The organism is Staphylococcus sp. HMSC36A10 (assembly GCF_001838845.1).
Taxonomy (GTDB): Bacteria; Bacillota; Bacilli; order Staphylococcales; family Staphylococcaceae; genus Staphylococcus; species Staphylococcus aureus.
Map to the genome: position 1 here is coordinate 63643 of NZ_KV839126.1, position 20632 is coordinate 84274.

The following is a 20632-nucleotide window of genomic DNA, read 5'->3' on the forward strand; positions in this document are numbered from 1 at the left end:
ATATCTATATTAAAGTGCTTTTGTGGTCGCTAACTCAATTTATCCTCTAAAGTATAATTACAACGAGATGTGATACTTAATTTTCAATTAAACAATACTTTTTAGAGAGGTGAAAGTTTGGAAATATTTGAAACAATTCTTATATTTATAGCTGTTGTGATACTAAGTTCGTTTGTCCATACTTTCATACCTAAAGTACCCCTAGCATTTATACAAATTTTCTTGGGCATGTTACTATTTATTACCCCAATCCCTGTTCAATTTAATTTTGATTCTGAATTGTTTATGGTAACAATGATTGCGCCTTTGTTATTTGTAGAAGGTGTTAATGTTTCTAGAGTCCATTTAAGGAAATATATTAAGCCAGTGATGATGATGGCATTAGGATTAGTCATTACTACTGTGATAGGTGTAGGTTTATTTATTCATTGGATTTGGCCAGATTTACCTATTGGAGCAGCATTTGCAATTGCTGCCATTCTTTGTCCTACTGATGCAGTAGCAGTGCAAGCAATCACTAAAGGAAAGGTCTTGCCAAAAGGAGCAATGACAATTCTTGAAGGTGAGTCATTATTGAATGATGCTGCTGGTATTATTTCATTTAAAATAGCTGTTGGAGTATTAGTTACAGGTGCTTTTTCACTTGTTGATGCTGTTCAGTTGTTTTTAATTGCATCAATTGGTGGCGCAGTGGTTGGTTTACTTATAGGTATGGCATTAGTAAGGTTCCGATTAACATTGATGCGTCGAGGATATGAAAACATTAATATGTTTACAATTATTCAATTGTTAACACCATTTGTTACGTATTTAATTGCTGAATTGTTTCACGCATCAGGAATCATTGCAGCAGTAGTTGCAGGACTTGTACATGGTTTCGAACGTGACAGAATTATGCAAGTACGTACACAACTGCAAATGAGTTACAATCATACATGGAATATACTAGGTTATGTTTTAAATGGCTTTGTTTTTTCAATATTAGGATTTTTAGTACCTGAAGTTATTATTAAAATTATCAAAACAGAACCGCACAATTTAATCTTTTTAATAGGCATCACTATTGTTGTTGCTTTAGCTGTCTATCTATTTAGATTTGTTTGGGTTTATGTCTTATATCCTTATTTTTATTTAGCCATCAGTCCATTCCAAAAAATGATGACTAAAAATGATGATGATAATCCAACGACTGAGAAACCACCAAAGCGAAGTTTATACGCTTTAATTATGACGTTATGTGGTGTGCATGGAACAATTTCTTTAGCAATCGCATTAACGTTACCGTATTTTTTAGCAGGGCATCATGCTTTTACGTATAGAAACGACTTATTATTTATTGCATCTGGTATGGTTATTATTAGTTTGGTAGTTGCGCAAGTATTATTGCCATTATTAACGAAACCTGCACCTAAAACAGTAATTGGCAATATGTCGTTTAAAGTTGCTAGAATTTATATATTAGAACAAGTTATTGATTATCTAAATCAAAAATCTACTTTCGAAACAAGTTTTAAATATGGTAACGTGATTAAAGAATATCATGATAAATTAGCATTTTTAAAAACTGTAGAGAAAGATGATGAAAACTCTAAAGAATTAGAACGTCTACAAAAAATTGCTTTTAATGTAGAAACAAAAACATTAGAGTCTTTAGTAGATGAAGGACAAATAACGAATAGTGTACTTGAAAACTATATGCGTTATGCTGAAAGAACACAGGTATATAGACAAGCATCATTAATAAGAAGAATGATTGTATTATTACGAGGTGCTTTATTAAAACGAAGAGTACAAACGAGAGTGAACTCCGCATCTTCACTTAGTGTTACGGATAACTTAATGGAATTAAATAAAATTAATAAATTAGTCCATTATAATGTGGTTAGTCGTTTGTCTAAGGAAACAACAAAAGATAATACACTTGAAGTTGGAATGGTTTGTGACGGTTATTTAATGCGAATTGAAAACTTAACACCATCAAATTTCTTCAACTCAGCAAGTGAAGATACGATTACTAAAATTAAATTAAATGCATTGAGAGAACAACGTCGCATTTTACGTGAATTGATAGATACAGACGAAGTATCTGAAGGTACTGCTTTGAAATTAAGAGAGGCAATCAATTACGATGAAATGGTTATTGTAGATAGTATGACGTAGTTCCTAATTATGCTAAAAGGGATTGATGAAAAACTGAAGGGCTTTTCATCAATCCCTTTTATTTTATGGGAATTGAATAGATAGTTTTAAACTATACGAATTATTAATATTTGAGATTTAATTGAAATAAGTTTTAAAAATTGGAGGAGATAGATTAAGCGAAGTCATTTAAAGGTGAAGTTAAGTGTATTCACAAAAAATAGCCACACTCATATGACATCGGATGAGTGTGGCTTAAGGATCTATGGGGGGAGGAAACCATAGATGTTTACTTTGATAGGCCAGATTAAATATCAAAGTATGCGATTATTTATAGCTTGATGCAAAAGTGGTATGCCTATTAAAAGTTACTGCACATAGCTTTTAATATTCCGTTCAAAGGAAAGGGGCATACAATTGAACAATCTGTAATAGTACTTTTAACCAGCTATGCTAAAAGTCTAGTAGGGAGAACAGTTGTCCAATCACATAAGAACCTCTAACTTCGTTAGTACGATTAAGAAAAGCTTTTTAGTTAGTATGTAATACAATTTATTGACGCGCGTGAATCTCTTTTATAAGAGTGTGTAGGGAATGGCGTTGTATAAATTGTATTAGAAGAACTTCTAACGCATCTCTGTGGTTAAAAGAGATGAAGGGAACGACAGTTTAATTAAAACTGCATAAGAACTTCTAGCTTTTCTCTTTCGTTCAAAGAGAAGCAGCTGTTCGCAGTTTAATCAAAACCACATAAAGCTTTTAACTTTACTCTTTGATTTAAAGAGTGACAAATGTTTACAGTTTAATTAAAACTGCATAAGAACTTCTAGCTTTTCTCTTTCGTTCAAAGAGAAGTTCTAATACCACCATATCGTGCGATCGGGAACGGTATATATATTAATAGGAGGGTAATATATATTTAACGCACGATATGGGACTATTAGCCTTCGACTTTGTTATGTTGATGTGTGGCCTAAAATATTGGAGATACCAATATTTTAGGTTGCATCAACATCAATTCATCTTACTTCATTAAAACACAGCGTGTTATTTCATGCTTCCGTGTACAGTTTCAATATTTGATTTCATCATTTTGTAGTAAGAGTCACCTTTAGTGCCTTCTTTACCGATTGAATCTGTGTACACTTCACCAAAGATATCTTTCTTCGTTTCTTCAGATAAACTTTCCATTGCTTTCTTATCAACACTTGTTTCTACTAATAAGTGTTTTAATTTGTGCTTTTTAACAAACTCAATAGCTTGTCTCATTTGTTCAGGTGTACCTTGTTTTTCAGTGTTAATTTCCCAAATATAACCTGGTGTAATACCGTATTGTTTTGAGAAGTACTTGAAGGCACCTTCACTTGTAATCATGGCACGTTGTTCTTTTGGAATGTCATTAAATTTGTCTTTACTGTCATTATTTAATTTTTCCAATTGAGCAATGTATTTGTTACCTTGCTTTTCATAATCTGCTTTATGTTTTTTGTCGTTATCGATAAATGTTTGTTGAATTGTTTTTACGTATTTAATACCGTTATCTAAACTTAACCATGCGTGTGGATCTTGTTTATCTTTGTTGCCTTCTTCACCGTTTAAATAGATAGGTTTAACATCTTTTGATACTGCGATAACTTTTTTATCTTTTAATGATTTACCAGCCTGTTCTAAGGCTTTTTCAAACCAACCGTTACCAGTCTCTAAATTTAATCCGTTGTATAAAATAACGTCAGCGTCAGTTAACTTTTTAATATCTTTAGGTTTAACTTCATATTCATGAGGATCTTGACCAACAGGTACAATACTATGAATATCGACGTTGTCTCCACCAACATTTTTAGCCATATCATATAAAATTGAATTCGTCGTTACTACTTTTAATTTGCCATTTGACTTATCACTGCTTTGTTTACCACCAGTACCACATGCAGCAACTAGAAGTAATAAGGCTAATAATAAAGGTACTAATTTTTTCATGTTAAACTTCCTCGTTTCTTTCTATTCGTAAATTTTGTGAAAAATAATGTGATGATATAAATTACAAACGTACAAAGTACGATTGTCGCACCACTAGGAATGTTGTAAATATAGCTGTAATAAAGTCCGACAATTGAACTTATGACACTTATTAAACTTGCTATAATCATCATTGAGTATAGTTTTTTACTAATTAAAAATGCTGTAGATGCAGGTGTAATTAATAATGCAACTACAAGAATAATACCTACCGTTTGAATACTTGCTACTGTTACTAATGAGAGTAACAACATCACAAAGTAATGTAATAACGTCGTATTTAGACCACTCATTCTACTAAACGTTGGATCGAATGTAGAAATCATTAATGGACGATAGAAAATAATGATTAGAATAAGGACGATTGAACCAATCACAATAGTTGTTAAAAATGCACTATTTGTGATTGCCAGTAAATTACCAAACAGAATATGGTACAAATCTGTCGTAGTGTTTATTAAGCTAATAATAATAATCCCCGAAGCTAAGAAAGCGGTAAAACTAATTCCAATAGCGGCGTCAGGTTTCGTTTTACTACTAGATGTGATATAACCGATAAAAATACTTGCGATCATACCAGTTATAAGTGCGCCTACAAACATTGGAATACCAAATAAGAATGATAGGGCAACACCAGGTAATACTGCGTGACTCATTGCATCTCCCATTAATGAAAGACCACGTAATACAATTAAACTACCAACTGTACCACAAACTATCCCTACAATAATTGAAGTTATCAATGCTCGATTCAAGAATTGATATGTAAATAAATGTTCGACAAACTCTAACATGTTATATTGCTCCTTTGACTAGGGTCACTACAGTCAGTGCTACTCATAAATGTTTCGTTTAAGCGAGTGACACTCATAGCCTCTTCACTATCACCAAAGTATCGTAATGTTTGATTTAATAGAATAATGCGATCAAAGTATTGCTTTGCTTTTGATAGATCATGGTGGATGATAAGAATAAGTTTTCCTTGTTGTTTTAAGTTCTCGATTTTTGTCATGATTAATTTTTCGCTACTAAAATCAATTCCGACAAACGGCTCATCTAGAAAATAAACTTCACTTTCGGACATCAATGCTCTTGCTACTAGCACACGTTGTAATTGTCCACCACTTAATTCTGAAATTTGTCGATGACGTAAAGATTCTAATTCTAAATCGCTTAATAACTGTTTGAGTTTATCCCTTGCTGATTTATTAGGTCGTCTAAACCATCCAATTTCTTTGTAGCAACCTGATAAAATCACTTGTTCCACACTTATAGGAAAATCTAAATCAATATGTGCTTTTTGTGGAATATATGTAATATGTTGCAGTTGTTGTTGTATAGGTTTGTTATATAACAATTTAGTACCGGTAGCATTAAATTCACCAATTAAAGACTTGATAAGGGAAGATTTACCAGCACCATTCGGGCCCATGATACCAATTATTTCGCCGCGTACTGGTATCGATAAGGAAATGTTTTTAAGTACATGCTTATTACCTAAAAACAGATTTAAATCTTTTGTTTCTAACAAATGTTTATACCTCCTAATTAAAAGTTTAGGCTAACCTAATTAATTGTATAATAAACTGAGAATATTTATCATGTCAAGTAAATTCGTGATATAATATAGACAATGTATGTGAGGTGAAAGTATGTTAACTGAAGAAAAAGAGGACTATTTAAAGGCAATCCTTACGAATAATGGCGATAAAAACTTTGTGACAAATAAAATCTTATCTCAATTTTTAAATATTAAGCCTCCATCTGTAAGTGAAATGGTAGGACGTCTTGAAAAAGCAGGCTATGTTGAAACAAAACCATACAAAGGTGTTAGATTAACAGAGGATGGTTTAACGCATACGCTTGATATCATTAAGAGACATCGACTATTAGAATTATTTTTAATAGAAATATTGAAATATAATTGGGAAGAAGTACATCAAGAAGCAGAAATTTTAGAACATCGAATTTCAGATTTATTTGTTGAAAGGCTGGATAGCCTGTTAAATTTCCCAGAAACTTGCCCGCACGGCGGTGTGATTCCTAGAAATAATGAATATAAAGAGAAATATATAACAACGATTTTGAATTATGAACCTGGTGATATCGTTACAATCAAACGTGTGAGAGATAAGACCGATTTGCTAATATATTTGTCTAGTAAAGATATTTCTATTGGTAATGAAGTGGAAATTGTATCGAAAGATGAAATGAATAAAGTAATTATCATTAAACGTAATGATAATGTAATTATTGTCAGTTACGAAAATGCAATGAACATGTTTGCTGAAAAATAAAATAAAGAAGCCATAAAGATATCCATGATTGAACTGATAAAGACATATGGATAATTGCTTTAGGCTTCTTTTTTATTAGTTAATTTATCAAGTGAGTATATTTGAGTAAAATATTCACTGCATAAAGATTGAAGATAATCCAGATTGTACTATAAATGAAGATAGGTACATGACTGAGTTCTTTAAGTGCACTACCATCCCACTGTGGACTCGGACGCTGGAAAGTCAATTTAGCAATCGTCCAACTAGATTGTAGAACTTCGCCTAATAATACACCTAAAATATATTGATAACTCATTGTGACAAGTAGTTGAATTTCTACTATATTTTCATCTTTTAATATAAAATACAACATGATAGAAATTAAAGTTATAACAACAATGGGTGAGCCTTTTCTAGATGTTAAAATTAAAAAATAAATAAATATCAATAAATAGGTAAATATAAAGAAACTAGGTATCTGATAATGGCTCGACGCTAAACCTATCAATAACATAATAGGTGGCATTAAATAACCACCAATCGTTGTAAGCCATTGGCCTGCTAGATGTCTAGATTGTGTAATTGCGAATCCTTGTTGTAATGTCTGTTGTCGCTCTCGTGGGCTTGTTACAATGACTAAATCTTTTGCACGGCCACCAGCGAGTTTATTAAACAGTACATGACCAAATTCATGTGTTAAAACAGGGATATAGTTTAAAATGACATCTAAATAGTTCAAAACAGGCTTATGTCTATATTGATGAATAGCAATATAACAAGCTGCAACAATAACGATAATGTATATATTAAGTTGAATTGTCGTATTAAAAAAGTTTGATAAATAATTCATTGTTAACCTCATATAAGATATTAATTTAAAGTTTGCTTAGCACTTATTATAAATGATATTGGCATCAATAGCGTTAGACTTTAGACTTACCTTAGTTAAACTAATTTTAATTTTTGAAAAGGTGAATATGTGTTAAAATAAAGCAAAATCATTTCGATATAAATAGGATGAATATAAATACTGTTAATATTGATTACACTAACATAATAATGAAATAAGATAGGAGATTCCTGTTATGACTGTTGAAGAAAGATCCAATACAGCCAAAGTTGACATTTTAGGGGTCGATTTTGATAATACAACAATGTTGCAAATGGTTGAAAATATTAAAACCTTTTTTGCAAATCAATCAACGAATAATCTTTTTATAGTAACAGCCAACCCTGAAATAGTGAATTACGCGACGACGCATCAAGCGTATTTAGAGTTAATAAATCAAGCGAGCTATATTGTTGCTGATGGGACAGGAGTAGTCAAAGCTTCGCATCGTTTAAAGCAACCTCTAGCGCATCGTATACCTGGTATTGAGTTGATGGATGAATGTTTGAAAATTGCTCATGTAAATCATCAAAAAGTATTTTTGCTAGGGGCAACTAATGAAGTTGTAGAAGCGGCACAATATGCATTGCAACAAAGATATCCAAACATATCGTTTGCACATCATCACGGTTATATTGATTTAGAAGATGAGACAGTAGTAAAACGAATTAAACTGTTTAAACCTGATTACATATTTGTAGGTATGGGATTCCCTAAACAAGAAGAATGGATTATGACACATGAAAACCAATTTGAATCTACAGTGATGATGGGCGTAGGTGGTTCTCTTGAAGTATTTGCTGGGGCTAAAAAGAGAGCGCCTTATATCTTTAGAAAATTAAACATTGAATGGATATATAGAGCATTAATAGATTGGAAACGTATTGGTAGATTAAAGAGTATTCCTATATTTATGTATAAAATAGCCAAAGCAAAAAGAAAAATAAAAAAGGCGAAATAATCATGATGACAAAAATAAAACCGAGGAAATCCTTAAATGGAGATTCTCGGTTTTTTCGGTTTATTTAATAACGAAGCGGGACTCATCGAGTTTGTTTCTAAATTCTTTTTGTTCGGCTTTGGATTTCTTTTTAAAATCGTTAAGGAAAGCTTCATATTTAGGTAATACATCATCAAGTTCACCGTAATCTTTTAACTTTCCGCCTTCAATCCAAGCAATCTTAGTACAAAATTGTCTCACTTGGCCTAAGTTATGACTAACGAAAAAGATGGTTTTGTTTTGCTCTTTAAACTCGTAAATTTTATCTAAACATTTTTGTGCAAAAGTTTGGTCACCTACAGATAAAGCTTCGTCAATGACTAAGATATCTGGATTAACTGTGATATTAATTGAAAAACCAAGTTTTGCACGCATACCACTTGAATACTTTTTAACTGGTTGATAAATAAACTCACCAAGTTCACTAAATTCAATAATCTTAGGTGTCATCGCTTTAATTTCTTTTCGCTTAAAGCCCATACATAACATTTTAAATTCGATATTTTCAATCCCTGTAAGTTGTCCACTCAAGCCAGCACTAATTGCGATAACGCTGACTTCACCATTACGATCCACTTTGCCAACAGTAGGCGACAAAGAACCGCCAATGATATTGCTCAACGTTGATTTGCCGGAACCATTGATGCCAACAAGCCCTATGACGTCGCCTTCATATGCTTTTAAACTAATGTCATCTAAAGCGAAAAATGTTTTGTTTTTATGTTTGGGAATGAGCGCATCTTTCATACGTTCTTTATTTGTACGATAAATACGATATTCTTTTGTTACATTTTTAATGTTTACCGAAACGTTCATTTGTAGACCTTCCTTATTCACATTTATCTAGATTATAATATACTACTCAACAGTTGTTAAATTTTAAAACCTGTTGTAAAGTGTATAGAAGATTTTGTTATTATCAGAGTTGGTGTTTTGACACAAAATGTTAATCATCAATGATAACAATGATATTTAAAAACTAAACTTATTTCAACTTACATGATTGTATACTATAATGTATTTGTAATAAACTAATATTTTAAAGAACTAGACAATAATTTTGATAGCATCCATGTATAGTGATAGTATTTACAACAATTATTATAATACTATTTAGTTAAGTAGAGAAATAGTTAAACATTTGAAAGTGTGGTTTAATGGAATGTCAGCAATAGGAACAGTTTTTAAAGAACATGTAAAGAACTTTTATTTAATTCAAAGACTGGCTCAGTTTCAAGTTAAAATTATCAATCATAGTAACTATTTAGGTGTGGCTTGGGAATTAATTAACCCTGTTATGCAAATTATGGTTTACTGGATGGTTTTTGGATTAGGAATAAGAAGTAATGCACCAATTCATGGTGTACCTTTTGTTTATTGGTTATTGGTTGGTATCAGTATGTGGTTCTTCATCAACCAAGGTATTTTAGAAGGTACTAAAGCAATTACACAAAAGTTTAATCAAGTATCGAAAATGAACTTCCCGTTATCGATAATACCGACATATATTGTGACAAGTAGATTTTATGGACATTTAGGCTTACTTTTACTTGTGATAATTGCATGTATGTTTACTGGTATTTATCCATCAATACATATCATTCAATTATTGATATATGTACCGTTTTGTTTTTTCTTAACTGCCTCGGTGACGTTATTAACATCAACACTCGGTGTGTTAGTTAGAGATACACAAATGTTAATGCAAGCAATATTAAGAATATTATTTTACTTTTCACCAATTTTGTGGCTACCAAAGAACCATGGTATCAGTGGTTTAATTCATGAAATGATGAAATATAATCCAGTTTACTTTATTGCTGAATCATACCGTGCAGCAATTTTATATCACGAATGGTATTTCATGGATCATTGGAAATTAATGTTATACAATTTCGGTATTGTTGCCATTTTCTTTGCAATTGGTGCGTACCTACACATGAAATATAGAGATCAATTTGCAGACTTCTTGTAATATATTTATATGACGAAACCCCGCTAACCATTAATAAATGGAAGTGGGGTTCATTTTTGTTTATAATTTAAGTAAATAACATATTAAGTTGGTGTATTATGAACGTTTTAATAAAGAAATTTTATCATTTGGTAGTTCGAATACTTTCTAAAATGATTACGCCTCAAGTGATTGATAAACCGCATATCGTATTTATGATGACTTTTCCAGAAGATATTAAGCCTATCATCAAAGCATTAAATAATTCGTCGTATCAGAAAACTGTTTTAACAACACCAAAACAAGCGCCTTATTTATCTGAACTTAGCGACGATGTTGATGTGATAGAAATGACTAATCGAACATTGGTAAAACAAATTAAGGCTTTGAAAAGCGCGCAGATGATTATTATCGATAATTATTACCTATTACTAGGTGGATATAATAAGACTTCTAATCAACACATTGTTCAAACGTGGCATGCAAGTGGTGCATTAAAAAACTTTGGATTAACAGATCATCAAGTCGATGTGTCTGACAAGGCAATGGTTCAGCAGTACCGTAAAGTTTATCAAGCGACGGATTTTTACTTAGTGGGTTGTGAACAAATGTCACAATGTTTTAAACAGTCTTTAGGTGCAACAGAAGAGCAAATGCTGTATTTTGGGCTTCCGAGAATTAATAAATATTACACAGCTGATAGAGCAACGGTTAAGGCAGAGTTAAAGGATAAATATGGAATTACAAATAAGTTGGTATTATATGTACCAACATATAGAGAAGATAAAGCAGATAATAGGGCTATTGATAAAGCTTATTTTGAAAAATGTTTACCAGGATATACACTGATTAATAAATTACATCCATCAATTGAACATTCAGACATTGATGACGTATCTTCAATCGACACGTCTACATTAATGCTAATGTCAGATATAATTATTAGCGACTATAGTTCGCTGCCAATAGAAGCTAGCTTGTTAGATATTCCAACTATATTTTATGTGTATGATGAAGGAACATATGATAAAGTGAGAGGCCTGAATCAATTTTACAAAGCAATACCGGATAGCTACAAAGTGTATACTGAAGAAGATTTAATAATGACGATACAAGAAAAAGAACATCTATTAAATCCGTTATTTAAAGATTGGCATAAGTATAATACTGATAAAAGTTTACATCAGCTCACAGAATATATAGATAAGATGGTGACAAAATGAGGCTTACGATAATCATACCTACATGTAATAATGAGGCAACAATTCGACAATTGTTAATATCTATTGAGAGTAAAGAACACTATAGAATCCTTTGTATTGATGGTGGTTCTACTGATCAAACAATTCCTATGATTGAACGGTTACAAAGAGAACTCAAGCATATTTCATTAATACAATTACAAAATGCTTCGATAGCTACGTGTATTAATAAAGGTTTGATGGATATCAAAATGACAGATCCACATGATAGTGACGCATTTATGGTCATAAATCCAACATCAATCGTATTGCCAGGTAAATTAGATAGGTTAACTGCAGCTTTCAAAAATAATGATAATATTGATATGGTAATAGGGCAGCGAGCTTACAATTACCATGGTGAATGGAAATTGAAAAGTGCTGATGAGTTTATTAAAGATAATCGAATCGTTACATTAACGGAACAACCAGATTTGTTATCAATGATGTCTTTTGACGGAAAGTTATTCAGTGCTAAATTTGCTGAATTACAGTGTGACGAAACTTTAGCTAACACATACAATCACGCAATACTTGTCAAGGCGATACAAAAAGCTACGGATATACATTTAGTTTCACAGATGATTGTCGGAGATAACGATATAGATACACATGCTACAAGTAACGATGAAGATTTTAATAGATATATCACAGAAATTATGAAAATAAGACAACGAGTCATGGAAATGTTACTATTACCTGAACAAAGGCTATTATATAGTGATATGGTTGATCGTATTTTATTCAATAATTCATTAAAATATTATATGAACGAACACCCAGCAGTAACGCACACGACAATTCAACTCGTAAAAGACTATATTATGTCTATGCAGCATTCTGATTATGTATCGCAAAACATGTTTGACATTATAAATACAGTTGAATTTATTGGTGAGAATTGGGATAGAGAAATATACGAATTGTGGCGACAAACATTAATTCAAGTGGGCATTAATAGGCCGACTTATAAAAAATTCTTGATACAACTTAAAGGGAGAAAGTTTGCACATCGAACAAAATCAATGTTAAAACGATAACGTGTACATTGATGACCATAAACTGCAATCCTATGATGTGACAATATGAGGAGGATAACTTAATGAAACGTGTAATAACATATGGCACATATGACTTACTTCACTATGGTCATATCGAATTGCTTCGTCGTGCAAGAGAGATGGGCGATTATTTAATAGTAGCATTATCAACAGATGAATTTAATCAAATTAAACATAAAAAATCTTATTATGATTATGAACAACGAAAAATGATGCTTGAATCAATACGCTATGTCGATTTAGTCATTCCAGAAAAGGGCTGGGGACAAAAAGAAGACGATGTCGAAAAATTTGATGTAGATGTTTTTGTTATGGGACATGACTGGGAAGGTGAATTCGACTTCTTAAAGGATAAATGTGAAGTCATTTATTTAAAACGTACAGAAGGCATTTCGACGACTAAAATCAAACAAGAATTATATGGTAAAGATGCTAAATAAATTATATAGAACTATCGATACTAAACGATAAATTAATGTAGGTTATTATAAAATAAATATAAAACGGACAAGTTTCGCAGCTTTATAATGTGCAACTTGTCCGTTTTTAGTATGTTTTATTTTCTTTTTCTAAATAAACGATTGATTATCATATGAACAATTAGTGCTAATCCAGCGACAAGGCATGCACCACCAATGATAGTGAATAATGGATGTTCTTCCCACATACTTTTAGCAACAGTATTTGCCTTTTGAATAATTGGCTGATGAACTTCTACAGTTGGAGGTCCATAATCTTTATTAATAAATTCTCTTGGATAGTCCGCGTGTACTTTACCATCTTCGACTACAAGTTTATAATCTTTTTTACTAAAATCACTTGGTAAAACATCGTAAAGATCGTTTTCAACATAATATTTCTTACCATTTATCCTTTGCTCACCTTTAGACAATATTTTTACATATTTATACTGATCAAATGAGCGTTCCATTAATGCATTCCCCATCATATTACGTTGCTTCTCGCCACCAAGGTTTTTATAGTCTCCCGCACCCATGATAACTTGATTAATTCTAAATTTACCTCGTTTGGTAGTAATCGTATGGTTGTAATTTGCTGTATCACTTGATCCAGTTTTTAAACCATCTGTACCCGGCAAACTCATTTTTGCACCTTCCAATGAAAAGTTGAATGTGTAATACGTAACTGCATGCGTTGTTGGTGCTAACTGCTTTGTAAAGTCTAATATTTTAGGTGTCTCTTTAATCACGTGTAAATCTAAAATGGCATAGTCTCTAGCAGTCGTTACAGTACGTTCTTGGTCTTTATACTTTGTTGGTGCAAATGAACGTAATCTTGAATTTTCAGCACCCGTTGGATTGACGAAATGTGTATTTTTCATTCCGATAGCTTTAGCTTTGTTATTCATTAAATCAACGAAATCGCTGGTGTTTTTTGATACCTTCTTAGCTAAAATTAATGCCGCGGCATTACTAGAATTAGATACTGTAATTTGTAATAGGTCTGCGATTGTCCATACTTGTCCAGGATATAGTTTCGTATTACTCAACTCAGGTAGTGTAGACATAATATATTCTTTGTTCGTCATTGTGACAGTGTCATCAAGTGAAAGCTGCCCCTTATTTACAGCTTCCAATGTTAAGTACATTGTCATTAATTTGGTCATAGACGCTGGATTCCACTTAGTATCGATATTGTATTGATACAGTAATTGTCCAGTTTGACTTACATTAACAGCACTCGTCGGTTCGTATGCAGCTGACAAACCTGCATAACCATATTGATTTGCTGCTTGTACAGGGGTTACGTCACTGTTAGCAGCTTGTGCATATGGTGTCATAATACTTAATGTTAAACATAAAATGATGATAATAGATATTAAATTTTTCATAAAGCGTTAATCTTCCCTTTTCCAATTCTTAAATATTCCCTAAAAGCAATGGTTATTCCTACTTACGGAAATCATTGCTAATTCACTTCACCTTAATTAAATTGTTGAAAATAAAGTTTTCTGCAGTTAATTTGAAAAATAATGCAAATATATTACGTGTGTAGCTAAAGGTGTTATAATGTTTGTACGAAGAGCAAACTTACTCAAAAGCGATTAATTTTCATGTTTTAATATAAAGACTTTGAGAAGTTATTACAAAAAATGCAATAGAAATATTCTATCATATAAATGTTATGAGCGGTATTTTGGGGCAACACTTTATTTGATTTTTAAAGTTTTGTTGGGAGAAAGTATATGATAGAAATGCATGTATCTATCTAAATGAATTAACTATAAATTTCAAACAGAAGAGGTAAAACTATGAAACGAGAAAATCCATTGTTTTTCTTATTTAAAAAACTATCATGGCCAGTGGGTCTTATCGTTGCAGCTATCACTATTTCATCACTAGGGAGCTTAAGTGGACTATTAGTGCCACTGTTTACTGGACGAATTGTAGATAAATTTTCCGTGAGCCATATCAATTGGAATCTAATCGCATTATTTGGTGGTATCTTTGTTATCAATGCTTTATTAAGCGGATTAGGTTTATATTTATTAAGTAAAATTGGTGAAAAGATTATTTATGCGATACGCTCAGTTTTATGGGAGCATATCATACAATTAAAAATGCCATTCTTTGACAAAAATGAAAGTGGTCAATTAATGAGTCGATTAACTGACGATACGAAAGTGATAAATGAATTTATTTCACAAAAGCTACCTAACTTATTACCATCAATCGTTACATTAGTTGGGTCACTAATCATGTTATTTATTTTAGATTGGAAAATGACATTATTAACATTTATAACGATACCGATATTCGTTTTAATTATGATTCCTCTAGGTCGTATTATGCAAAAGATATCGACAAGTACACAATCTGAAATTGCAAACTTCAGTGGTTTGTTAGGGCGTGTCCTAACTGAAATGCGTCTTGTTAAAATATCAAATACAGAGCGTCTTGAATTAGATAATGCACATAAAAATTTGAATGAAATATATAAATTAGGTTTAAAACAGGCTAAAATTGCGGCAGTTGTACAACCAATTTCAGGTATAGTTATGTTGCTAACAATTGCAATTATTTTAGGTTTTGGTGCATTAGAAATTGCGACTGGTGCAATCACTGCAGGTACATTAATTGCAATGATATTTTATGTTATTCAGTTATCTATGCCTTTAATCAATCTTTCAACGTTAGTTACAGATTATAAAAAGGCAGTCGGTGCAAGTAGTAGAATATACGAAATCATGCAAGAACCTATTGAACCGACAGAAGCTCTTGAAGATTCTGAAAATGTATTAATTGATGACGGTGTATTGTCATTTGAACATGTAGACTTTAAATATGATGTGAAGAAAATATTAGATGATGTGTCGTTCCAAATCCCACAAGGTCAAGTGAGTGCTTTTGTAGGTCCTTCTGGGTCTGGTAAAAGTACGATATTTAATCTGATAGAACGTATGTATGAAATTGAGTCAGGTGATATTAAATATGGCCTTGAAAGTGTCTATAATATCCCGTTATCTAAGTGGCGACGCAAAATTGGATATGTTATGCAATCAAATTCGATGATGAGTGGTACAATTAGAGACAATATTTTATACGGAATTAATCGTCATGTTTCAGATGAAGAACTTATTAATTATGCTAAATTAGCGAACTGTCATGATTTTATCATGCAATTTGATGAAGGATATGACACGCTTGTAGGTGAACGAGGATTGAAACTGTCTGGCGGACAACGTCAACGTATTGATATTGCTAGAAGTTTTGTTAAAAATCCTGATATTTTGTTACTTGATGAAGCAACAGCTAATCTCGATAGTGAAAGTGAATTGAAAATTCAAGAAGCTTTAGAAACATTGATGGAAGGTAGAACAACGATTGTCATTGCGCATCGTTTGTCTACAATTAAAAAAGCCGGTCAAATTATATTCTTAGACAAAGGACAGGTAACAGGTAAAGGTACGCATTCAGAACTGATGGCATCACATGCGAAGTATAAAAACTTTGTAGTGTCTCAAAAATTAACAGATTAATTTTATATATAAGTAAGCTTGGAGCAAATACACATATACCATCGAGGAAATTAAAGTGTGGCACATTGATGGATATAGATGTTAATAAATTGCTTCAAGCTTTTGTCTATTTTAAATCATTTGAGAAGTTACGACATAATAATTCTTAAATTAATGAAATCGATATTTTAAGAAAAAAATGCTCATGGTATAATACAAGTTATAAGCAAACATACATATATTAAATACTGTAGCCACGAGTCATAATTCTTCATATTTTACATAGCAATTTAACTGATTTTAGAGTCCATGGTACAGAAGTTTGATATTTCAATGTTTCTAAATTTTTAAAAAATTAAATCATAGGTGGGTGCCAAATGTTTTTATTAATCAACATTATTGGTCTAATTGTATTTCTTGGTATTGCGGTATTATTTTCAAGAGATCGCAAAAATATCCAATGGCAATCAATTGGGATCTTAGTTGTTTTAAACCTGTTTTTAGCATGGTTCTTTATTTATTTTGATTGGGGTCAAAAAGCAGTACGAGGAGCAGCCAATGGTATCGCTTGGGTAGTTCAGTCAGCGCATGCTGGTACAGGTTTTGCATTTGCAAGTTTGACAAATGTTAAAATGATGGATATGGCTGTTGCAGCCTTATTCCCAATATTATTAATAGTGCCATTATTTGATATCTTAATGTACTTTAATATTTTACCGAAAATTATTGGAGGTATTGGTTGGTTACTAGCTAAAGTAACAAGACAACCTAAATTCGAGTCATTCTTTGGGATAGAAATGATGTTCTTAGGAAATACTGAAGCATTAGCCGTATCAAGTGAGCAACTAAAACGTATGAATGAAATGCGTGTATTAACAATCGCAATGATGTCAATGAGCTCTGTATCCGGAGCTATTGTAGGTGCGTATGTACAAATGGTACCAGGAGAACTGGTACTAACGGCAATTCCACTAAATATCGTTAACGCGATTATTGTGTCATGCTTGTTGAATCCAGTAAGTGTTGAAGAGAAAGAAGATATTATTTACAGTCTTAAAAACAATGAAGTTGAACGTCAACCATTCTTCTCATTCCTTGGAGATTCTGTATTAGCAGCAGGTAAATTAGTATTAATCATCATCGCATTTGTTATTAGTTTTGTAGCGTTAGCTGATCTATTTGATCGTTTTATCAATTTGATTACAGGATTGATAGCAGGATGGATAGGCATTAAAGGTAGTTTCGGTTTAAACCAAATTTTAGGTGTGTTTATGTATCCATTTGCGCTATTACTCGGTTTACCTTATGATGAAGCGTGGTTGGTAGCACAACAAATGGCTAAGAAAATTGTTACAAATGAATTTGTTGTTATGGGTGAAATTTCTAAAGATATTGCATCTTATACACCACACCATCGTGCGGTTATTACAACATTCTTAATTTCATTTGCAAACTTCTCAACGATTGGTATGATTATCGGTACATTGAAAGGCATTGTTGATAAAAAGACATCAGACTTTGTATCTAAATATGTACCTATGATGCTATTATCAGGTATCCTAGTTTCATTATTAACAGCAGCTTTCGTTGGTTTATTTGCATGGTAATATGTCGAAGAGTGACTATGATAATACATTTTAACTAATAAATATGTCCAGGCATGTCGTCTATTGATATAGGTGAGATGCTTGGACTTTTTTATTATTGATATAAAGGTATTTAAATATTTTTAAAGTTACCGAAATTGAAGCATTATAAAAACCAAGTGCACATGGTAATACACTTGGCTTTTATGGGAAATGAATATTATTGTACATATGACAGTAAGGACTAGGTACAGTCATAGTACTTCGAGCAAAATTTGTTTTGTTATTATAAACAACACAAAGGAGATAACTTCTCTATTGAAGAAGTTAAAAACATTATAGCAGACAATGAAATGAAAGTAAATTAAAAATTCAGAATATTTTTAATTATTATATTGTGAGTGATATTTATTAGGGAAAGCTATTCTTCATATAAATTAGTTAAATAGTAAATCTTTGTTAGAACTCTTTCCATAGAGTTGTGACAGCATTTTTGTTGTGCTACTATTTTTATAGTCTAATAAATATATAAAGGGGATGGTTTCGTGAATAAAACGGTTAAAGATTTAATACTAGTTGTCTTAGGTTCATTTATCTTTGCTGCAGGTGTAAATGCATTTATTATTTCTGGTAACTTAGGTGAAGGCGGGGTTACAGGTTTAGCAATTATTTTATATTATGCGTTTCATATTTCACCAGCCATCACTAACTTCTTGGTCAACGCAGTATTGATTGCCATTGGTTATAAATTTTTGAGTAAGAGAAGTATGTACTTAACTATTCTTGTAACAATTCTTATTTCAATATTTTTGAGTTTAACAGAATCATGGCAAGTAGAAACTGGAAACAGCATTGTGAATGCCATTTTTGGTGGTGTAAGCGTTGGACTAGGAATCGGAGTAATTATCCTTGCAGGCGGTACAACAGCAGGTACAACAATTTTGGCAAGAATTGCAACGAAATACCTCGATGTAAGCACGCCATATGCTTTGCTTTTCTTCGATATGATCGTTGTTGCAATTTCACTTACAGTTATTCCACTTGATAAAGTATTAGTAACAGTAATATCACTTTATATAGGAACAAAAGTGATGGAATATGTCATAGAAGGTTTAAACACTAAAAAAGCTATGACGATTATTTCAACTAATCCCGACAAACTTGCCAAAGCAATAGACGAGCAAATTGGAAGAGGTTTAACCATTTTAAACGGACATGGCTATTATACGCGTGAAGAAAAAGATGTCTTATACGTTGTTATTTCTAAAACACAAGTTTCAAAAGCAAAGCGATTAATTAAACAAATCGATAAAGATGCATTCCTCGTAATTCATGATGTAAGAGATGTCTATGGTAATGGCTTTCTTGCAGATGAATAAATAAATGGTATGAGCACACATACTTAAATAGAAGTCCACGGACAAGTTTTTGAACTATGAAGACTTATCTGTGGGCGTTTTTTATTTTATAAAAGTAATATACAAGACATGACAAATCGAGCTATCCAATTTAAAAAGTAATGTTAGTCAATAAGATTGAAAAATGTTATAATGATGTTCATGATAATCATTATCAATTGGGATGCCTTTGAAAATTGATAATTTAAAAATAGAAATTATTTTTTATAAACAGAAAGAATTTTATTGAAAGTAGGGAAATTATGAATCGTTTGCATGGACAACAAGTTAAAATTGGTTACGGGGATAACACGATTATAAATAAATTAGATGTTGAAATACCAGATGGCAAAGTGACGTCAATCATTGGTCCTAACGGCTGCGGGAAATCTACTTTGCTAAAGGCATTGTCACGTTTATTGGCAGTTAAAGAAGGCGAAGTATTTTTAGATGGTGAAAATATTCATACACAATCTACGAAAGAGATTGCAAAAAAAATAGCCATTTTACCTCAATCACCTGAAGTAGCAGATGGCTTAACTGTTGGGGAATTAGTTTCATATGGTCGTTTTCCACATCAAAAAGGATTTGGTAGATTAACTGCTGAGGATAAGAAAGAAATTGATTGGGCAATGGAAGTTACAGGAACTGATACATTCCGACACCGTTCAATCAATGATTTAAGTGGTGGTCAAAGACAACGTGTTTGGATTGCAATGGCATTAGCACAAAGAACTGATATTATCTTTTTAGACGAACCAACAACATATTTAGATATCTGTCATCAATTAGAAATACTAGAATTAGTTCAGAAGCTAAATCAGGAACAAGGTTGTACAATTGTCATGGTTCTTCATGATATCAACCAAGCGATTCGTTTCTCAGATCATCTTATTGCGATGAAAGAAGGGGATATCATCGCTACAGGTTCAACAGAAGACGTATTAACACAGGAAATATTAGAAAAAGTTTTTAATATTGATGTTGTTTTAAGTAAAGATCCTAAAACTGGAAAACCTTTACTGGTAACTTATGACTTATGTCGCAGAGCTTATTCTTAATTAAGTAAGTTAATATGATAAAAAGGACAA

General features: G+C 31.9%; 18 protein-coding genes. 12 read left to right on the forward strand and 6 right to left on the reverse strand.

Going from position 1 to position 20632, the window contains the following annotated elements; translation table 11 throughout:
• The first annotated feature begins 117 nt into the window (after positions 1–117).
• Positions 118–2160 (forward strand): cation:proton antiporter, encoded by a 2043-nt coding sequence (locus HMPREF3247_RS10900; protein ID WP_000402172.1) that lies wholly within the window; start codon positions 118–120, stop codon positions 2158–2160.
• 1026 nt (positions 2161–3186) lie between these two features.
• On the opposite strand, the gene mntC is transcribed toward HMPREF3247_RS10900, so the two are convergent.
• Genes mntC through HMPREF3247_RS10915 form a run of 3 tightly spaced genes read right to left on the reverse strand, consistent with a single transcriptional unit; the run spans position 3187 to position 5686 of the window.
• Positions 3187–4116, reverse strand: a complete 930-nt coding sequence (gene mntC, locus HMPREF3247_RS10905) for a manganese ABC transporter substrate-binding lipoprotein MntC (protein WP_000737654.1) — start codon at positions 4114–4116, stop codon at positions 3187–3189.
• Positions 4113–4949 (reverse strand): metal ABC transporter permease, encoded by an 837-nt coding sequence (locus HMPREF3247_RS10910; protein WP_000889252.1) that lies wholly within the window; start codon positions 4947–4949, stop codon positions 4113–4115. The genes mntC and HMPREF3247_RS10910 overlap by 4 nt, the downstream gene beginning before the upstream one ends.
• Positions 4943–5686 carry a metal ABC transporter ATP-binding protein gene (locus tag HMPREF3247_RS10915; RefSeq protein WP_000894464.1) on the reverse strand — a complete coding sequence of 248 codons (744 nt, stop codon included), beginning with the start codon at positions 5684–5686 and terminating at the stop codon, positions 4943–4945. The genes HMPREF3247_RS10910 and HMPREF3247_RS10915 overlap by 7 nt, the downstream gene beginning before the upstream one ends.
• Positions 5687–5807: 121 nt before the next feature.
• On the opposite strand from HMPREF3247_RS10915, the gene HMPREF3247_RS10920 reads away from it, so the two are divergent.
• Positions 5808–6452: a metal-dependent transcriptional regulator gene (locus HMPREF3247_RS10920; protein ID WP_000954654.1), complete on the forward strand. Its 645-nt coding sequence runs from the start codon at positions 5808–5810 to the stop codon at positions 6450–6452.
• A gap of 79 nt (positions 6453–6531) precedes the next feature.
• Here HMPREF3247_RS10920 and HMPREF3247_RS10925 read toward each other — a convergent pair whose 3' ends face one another.
• Complete coding sequence (locus tag HMPREF3247_RS10925; RefSeq protein ID WP_001108547.1) at positions 6532–7284, reverse strand: M50 family metallopeptidase; 753 nt, start codon at positions 7282–7284, stop codon at positions 6532–6534.
• Between the two features lie 235 nt (positions 7285–7519).
• On the opposite strand from HMPREF3247_RS10925, the gene tarA reads away from it, so the two are divergent.
• Positions 7520–8284 carry an N-acetylglucosaminyldiphosphoundecaprenol N-acetyl-beta-D-mannosaminyltransferase TarA gene (gene tarA, locus HMPREF3247_RS10930; RefSeq protein ID WP_000215388.1) on the forward strand — a complete coding sequence of 255 codons (765 nt, stop codon included), beginning with the start codon at positions 7520–7522 and terminating at the stop codon, positions 8282–8284.
• A gap of 60 nt (positions 8285–8344) precedes the next feature.
• Here tarA and tagH read toward each other — a convergent pair whose 3' ends face one another.
• Positions 8345–9139 (reverse strand): teichoic acids export ABC transporter ATP-binding subunit TagH, encoded by a 795-nt coding sequence (tagH, locus tag HMPREF3247_RS10935; RefSeq protein ID WP_001103232.1) that lies wholly within the window; start codon positions 9137–9139, stop codon positions 8345–8347.
• A 346-nt stretch (positions 9140–9485) separates the two neighbouring features.
• Here tagH and tagG point away from each other — a divergent pair, with 346 nt between their 5' ends.
• From tagG to tagD, 4 genes are all read left to right on the forward strand, one after another.
• Positions 9486–10298, forward strand: coding sequence for a teichoic acids export ABC transporter permease subunit TagG (gene tagG, locus HMPREF3247_RS10940; RefSeq protein WP_001273058.1), 813 nt, complete (start codon positions 9486–9488; stop codon positions 10296–10298).
• A gap of 98 nt (positions 10299–10396) precedes the next feature.
• A complete protein-coding gene (gene tarB / locus HMPREF3247_RS10945; protein WP_001101604.1) occupies positions 10397–11500 on the forward strand; it encodes a teichoic acid glycerol-phosphate primase TarB in 1104 nt (367 codons plus the stop codon).
• On the forward strand, positions 11497–12558 hold the full coding sequence (locus tag HMPREF3247_RS10950; protein ID WP_001241180.1) for a glycosyltransferase family 2 protein: 1062 nt from the start codon (positions 11497–11499) through the stop codon (positions 12556–12558). Before tarB ends, HMPREF3247_RS10950 begins: the two co-directional genes overlap by 4 nt.
• Positions 12559–12620: 62 nt before the next feature.
• Positions 12621–13019: a glycerol-3-phosphate cytidylyltransferase gene (gene tagD / locus HMPREF3247_RS10955; RefSeq protein WP_000832260.1), complete on the forward strand. Its 399-nt coding sequence runs from the start codon at positions 12621–12623 to the stop codon at positions 13017–13019.
• Positions 13020–13135: 116 nt separating this feature from the next.
• Here the strand turns inward: tagD and pbp4 are convergent, their stop codons facing one another.
• The gene (gene pbp4, locus HMPREF3247_RS10960; RefSeq protein WP_000793046.1) at positions 13136–14431 is read right to left on the reverse strand and encodes a penicillin-binding protein PBP4; all 1296 of its coding nucleotides are present in this window, start codon (positions 14429–14431) and stop codon (positions 13136–13138) included.
• A gap of 420 nt (positions 14432–14851) precedes the next feature.
• Here pbp4 and HMPREF3247_RS10965 point away from each other — a divergent pair, with 420 nt between their 5' ends.
• The 5 genes from HMPREF3247_RS10965 to HMPREF3247_RS10985 all read left to right on the forward strand — a co-directional run bounded on the left by HMPREF3247_RS10965 (position 14852) and on the right by HMPREF3247_RS10985 (position 20602).
• Positions 14852–16579 (forward strand): ABC transporter ATP-binding protein, encoded by a 1728-nt coding sequence (locus HMPREF3247_RS10965; protein ID WP_000817956.1) that lies wholly within the window; start codon positions 14852–14854, stop codon positions 16577–16579.
• 356 nt (positions 16580–16935) lie between these two features.
• Positions 16936–18165: a NupC/NupG family nucleoside CNT transporter gene (locus HMPREF3247_RS10970; protein ID WP_000479279.1), complete on the forward strand. Its 1230-nt coding sequence runs from the start codon at positions 16936–16938 to the stop codon at positions 18163–18165.
• Between the two features lie 254 nt (positions 18166–18419).
• Complete coding sequence (locus tag HMPREF3247_RS10975; protein ID WP_001788321.1) at positions 18420–18512, forward strand: hypothetical protein; 93 nt, start codon at positions 18420–18422, stop codon at positions 18510–18512.
• A gap of 177 nt (positions 18513–18689) precedes the next feature.
• Positions 18690–19523 (forward strand): YitT family protein, encoded by an 834-nt coding sequence (locus HMPREF3247_RS10980; RefSeq protein ID WP_001044662.1) that lies wholly within the window; start codon positions 18690–18692, stop codon positions 19521–19523.
• A gap of 281 nt (positions 19524–19804) precedes the next feature.
• A complete protein-coding gene (locus tag HMPREF3247_RS10985; protein ID WP_001080809.1) occupies positions 19805–20602 on the forward strand; it encodes an ABC transporter ATP-binding protein in 798 nt (265 codons plus the stop codon).
• The last annotated feature ends 30 nt before the right edge of the window (positions 20603–20632 follow it).

Coding starts and splice junctions, on each gene's coding strand:
- mntC (WP_000737654.1), bottom strand. CDS start 4,116: ATGAAAAAATTAGTACCTTTATTATTAGCCTTATTACTTCTAGTTGCT.
- HMPREF3247_RS10910 (WP_000889252.1), bottom strand. CDS start 4,949: ATGTTAGAGTTTGTCGAACATTTATTTACATATCAATTCTTGAATCGA.
- HMPREF3247_RS10920 (WP_000954654.1), top strand. CDS start 5,808: ATGTTAACTGAAGAAAAAGAGGACTATTTAAAGGCAATCCTTACGAAT.
- HMPREF3247_RS10925 (WP_001108547.1), bottom strand. CDS start 7,284: ATGAATTATTTATCAAACTTTTTTAATACGACAATTCAACTTAATATA.
- tarA (WP_000215388.1), top strand. CDS start 7,520: ATGACTGTTGAAGAAAGATCCAATACAGCCAAAGTTGACATTTTAGGG.
- tagH (WP_001103232.1), bottom strand. CDS start 9,139: ATGAACGTTTCGGTAAACATTAAAAATGTAACAAAAGAATATCGTATT.
- tagG (WP_001273058.1), top strand. CDS start 9,486: ATGTCAGCAATAGGAACAGTTTTTAAAGAACATGTAAAGAACTTTTAT.
- tarB (WP_001101604.1), top strand. CDS start 10,397: ATGAACGTTTTAATAAAGAAATTTTATCATTTGGTAGTTCGAATACTT.
- HMPREF3247_RS10950 (WP_001241180.1), top strand. CDS start 11,497: ATGAGGCTTACGATAATCATACCTACATGTAATAATGAGGCAACAATT.
- tagD (WP_000832260.1), top strand. CDS start 12,621: ATGAAACGTGTAATAACATATGGCACATATGACTTACTTCACTATGGT.
- pbp4 (WP_000793046.1), bottom strand. CDS start 14,431: ATGAAAAATTTAATATCTATTATCATCATTTTATGTTTAACATTAAGT.
- HMPREF3247_RS10965 (WP_000817956.1), top strand. CDS start 14,852: ATGAAACGAGAAAATCCATTGTTTTTCTTATTTAAAAAACTATCATGG.
- HMPREF3247_RS10970 (WP_000479279.1), top strand. CDS start 16,936: ATGTTTTTATTAATCAACATTATTGGTCTAATTGTATTTCTTGGTATT.
- HMPREF3247_RS10985 (WP_001080809.1), top strand. CDS start 19,805: ATGAATCGTTTGCATGGACAACAAGTTAAAATTGGTTACGGGGATAAC.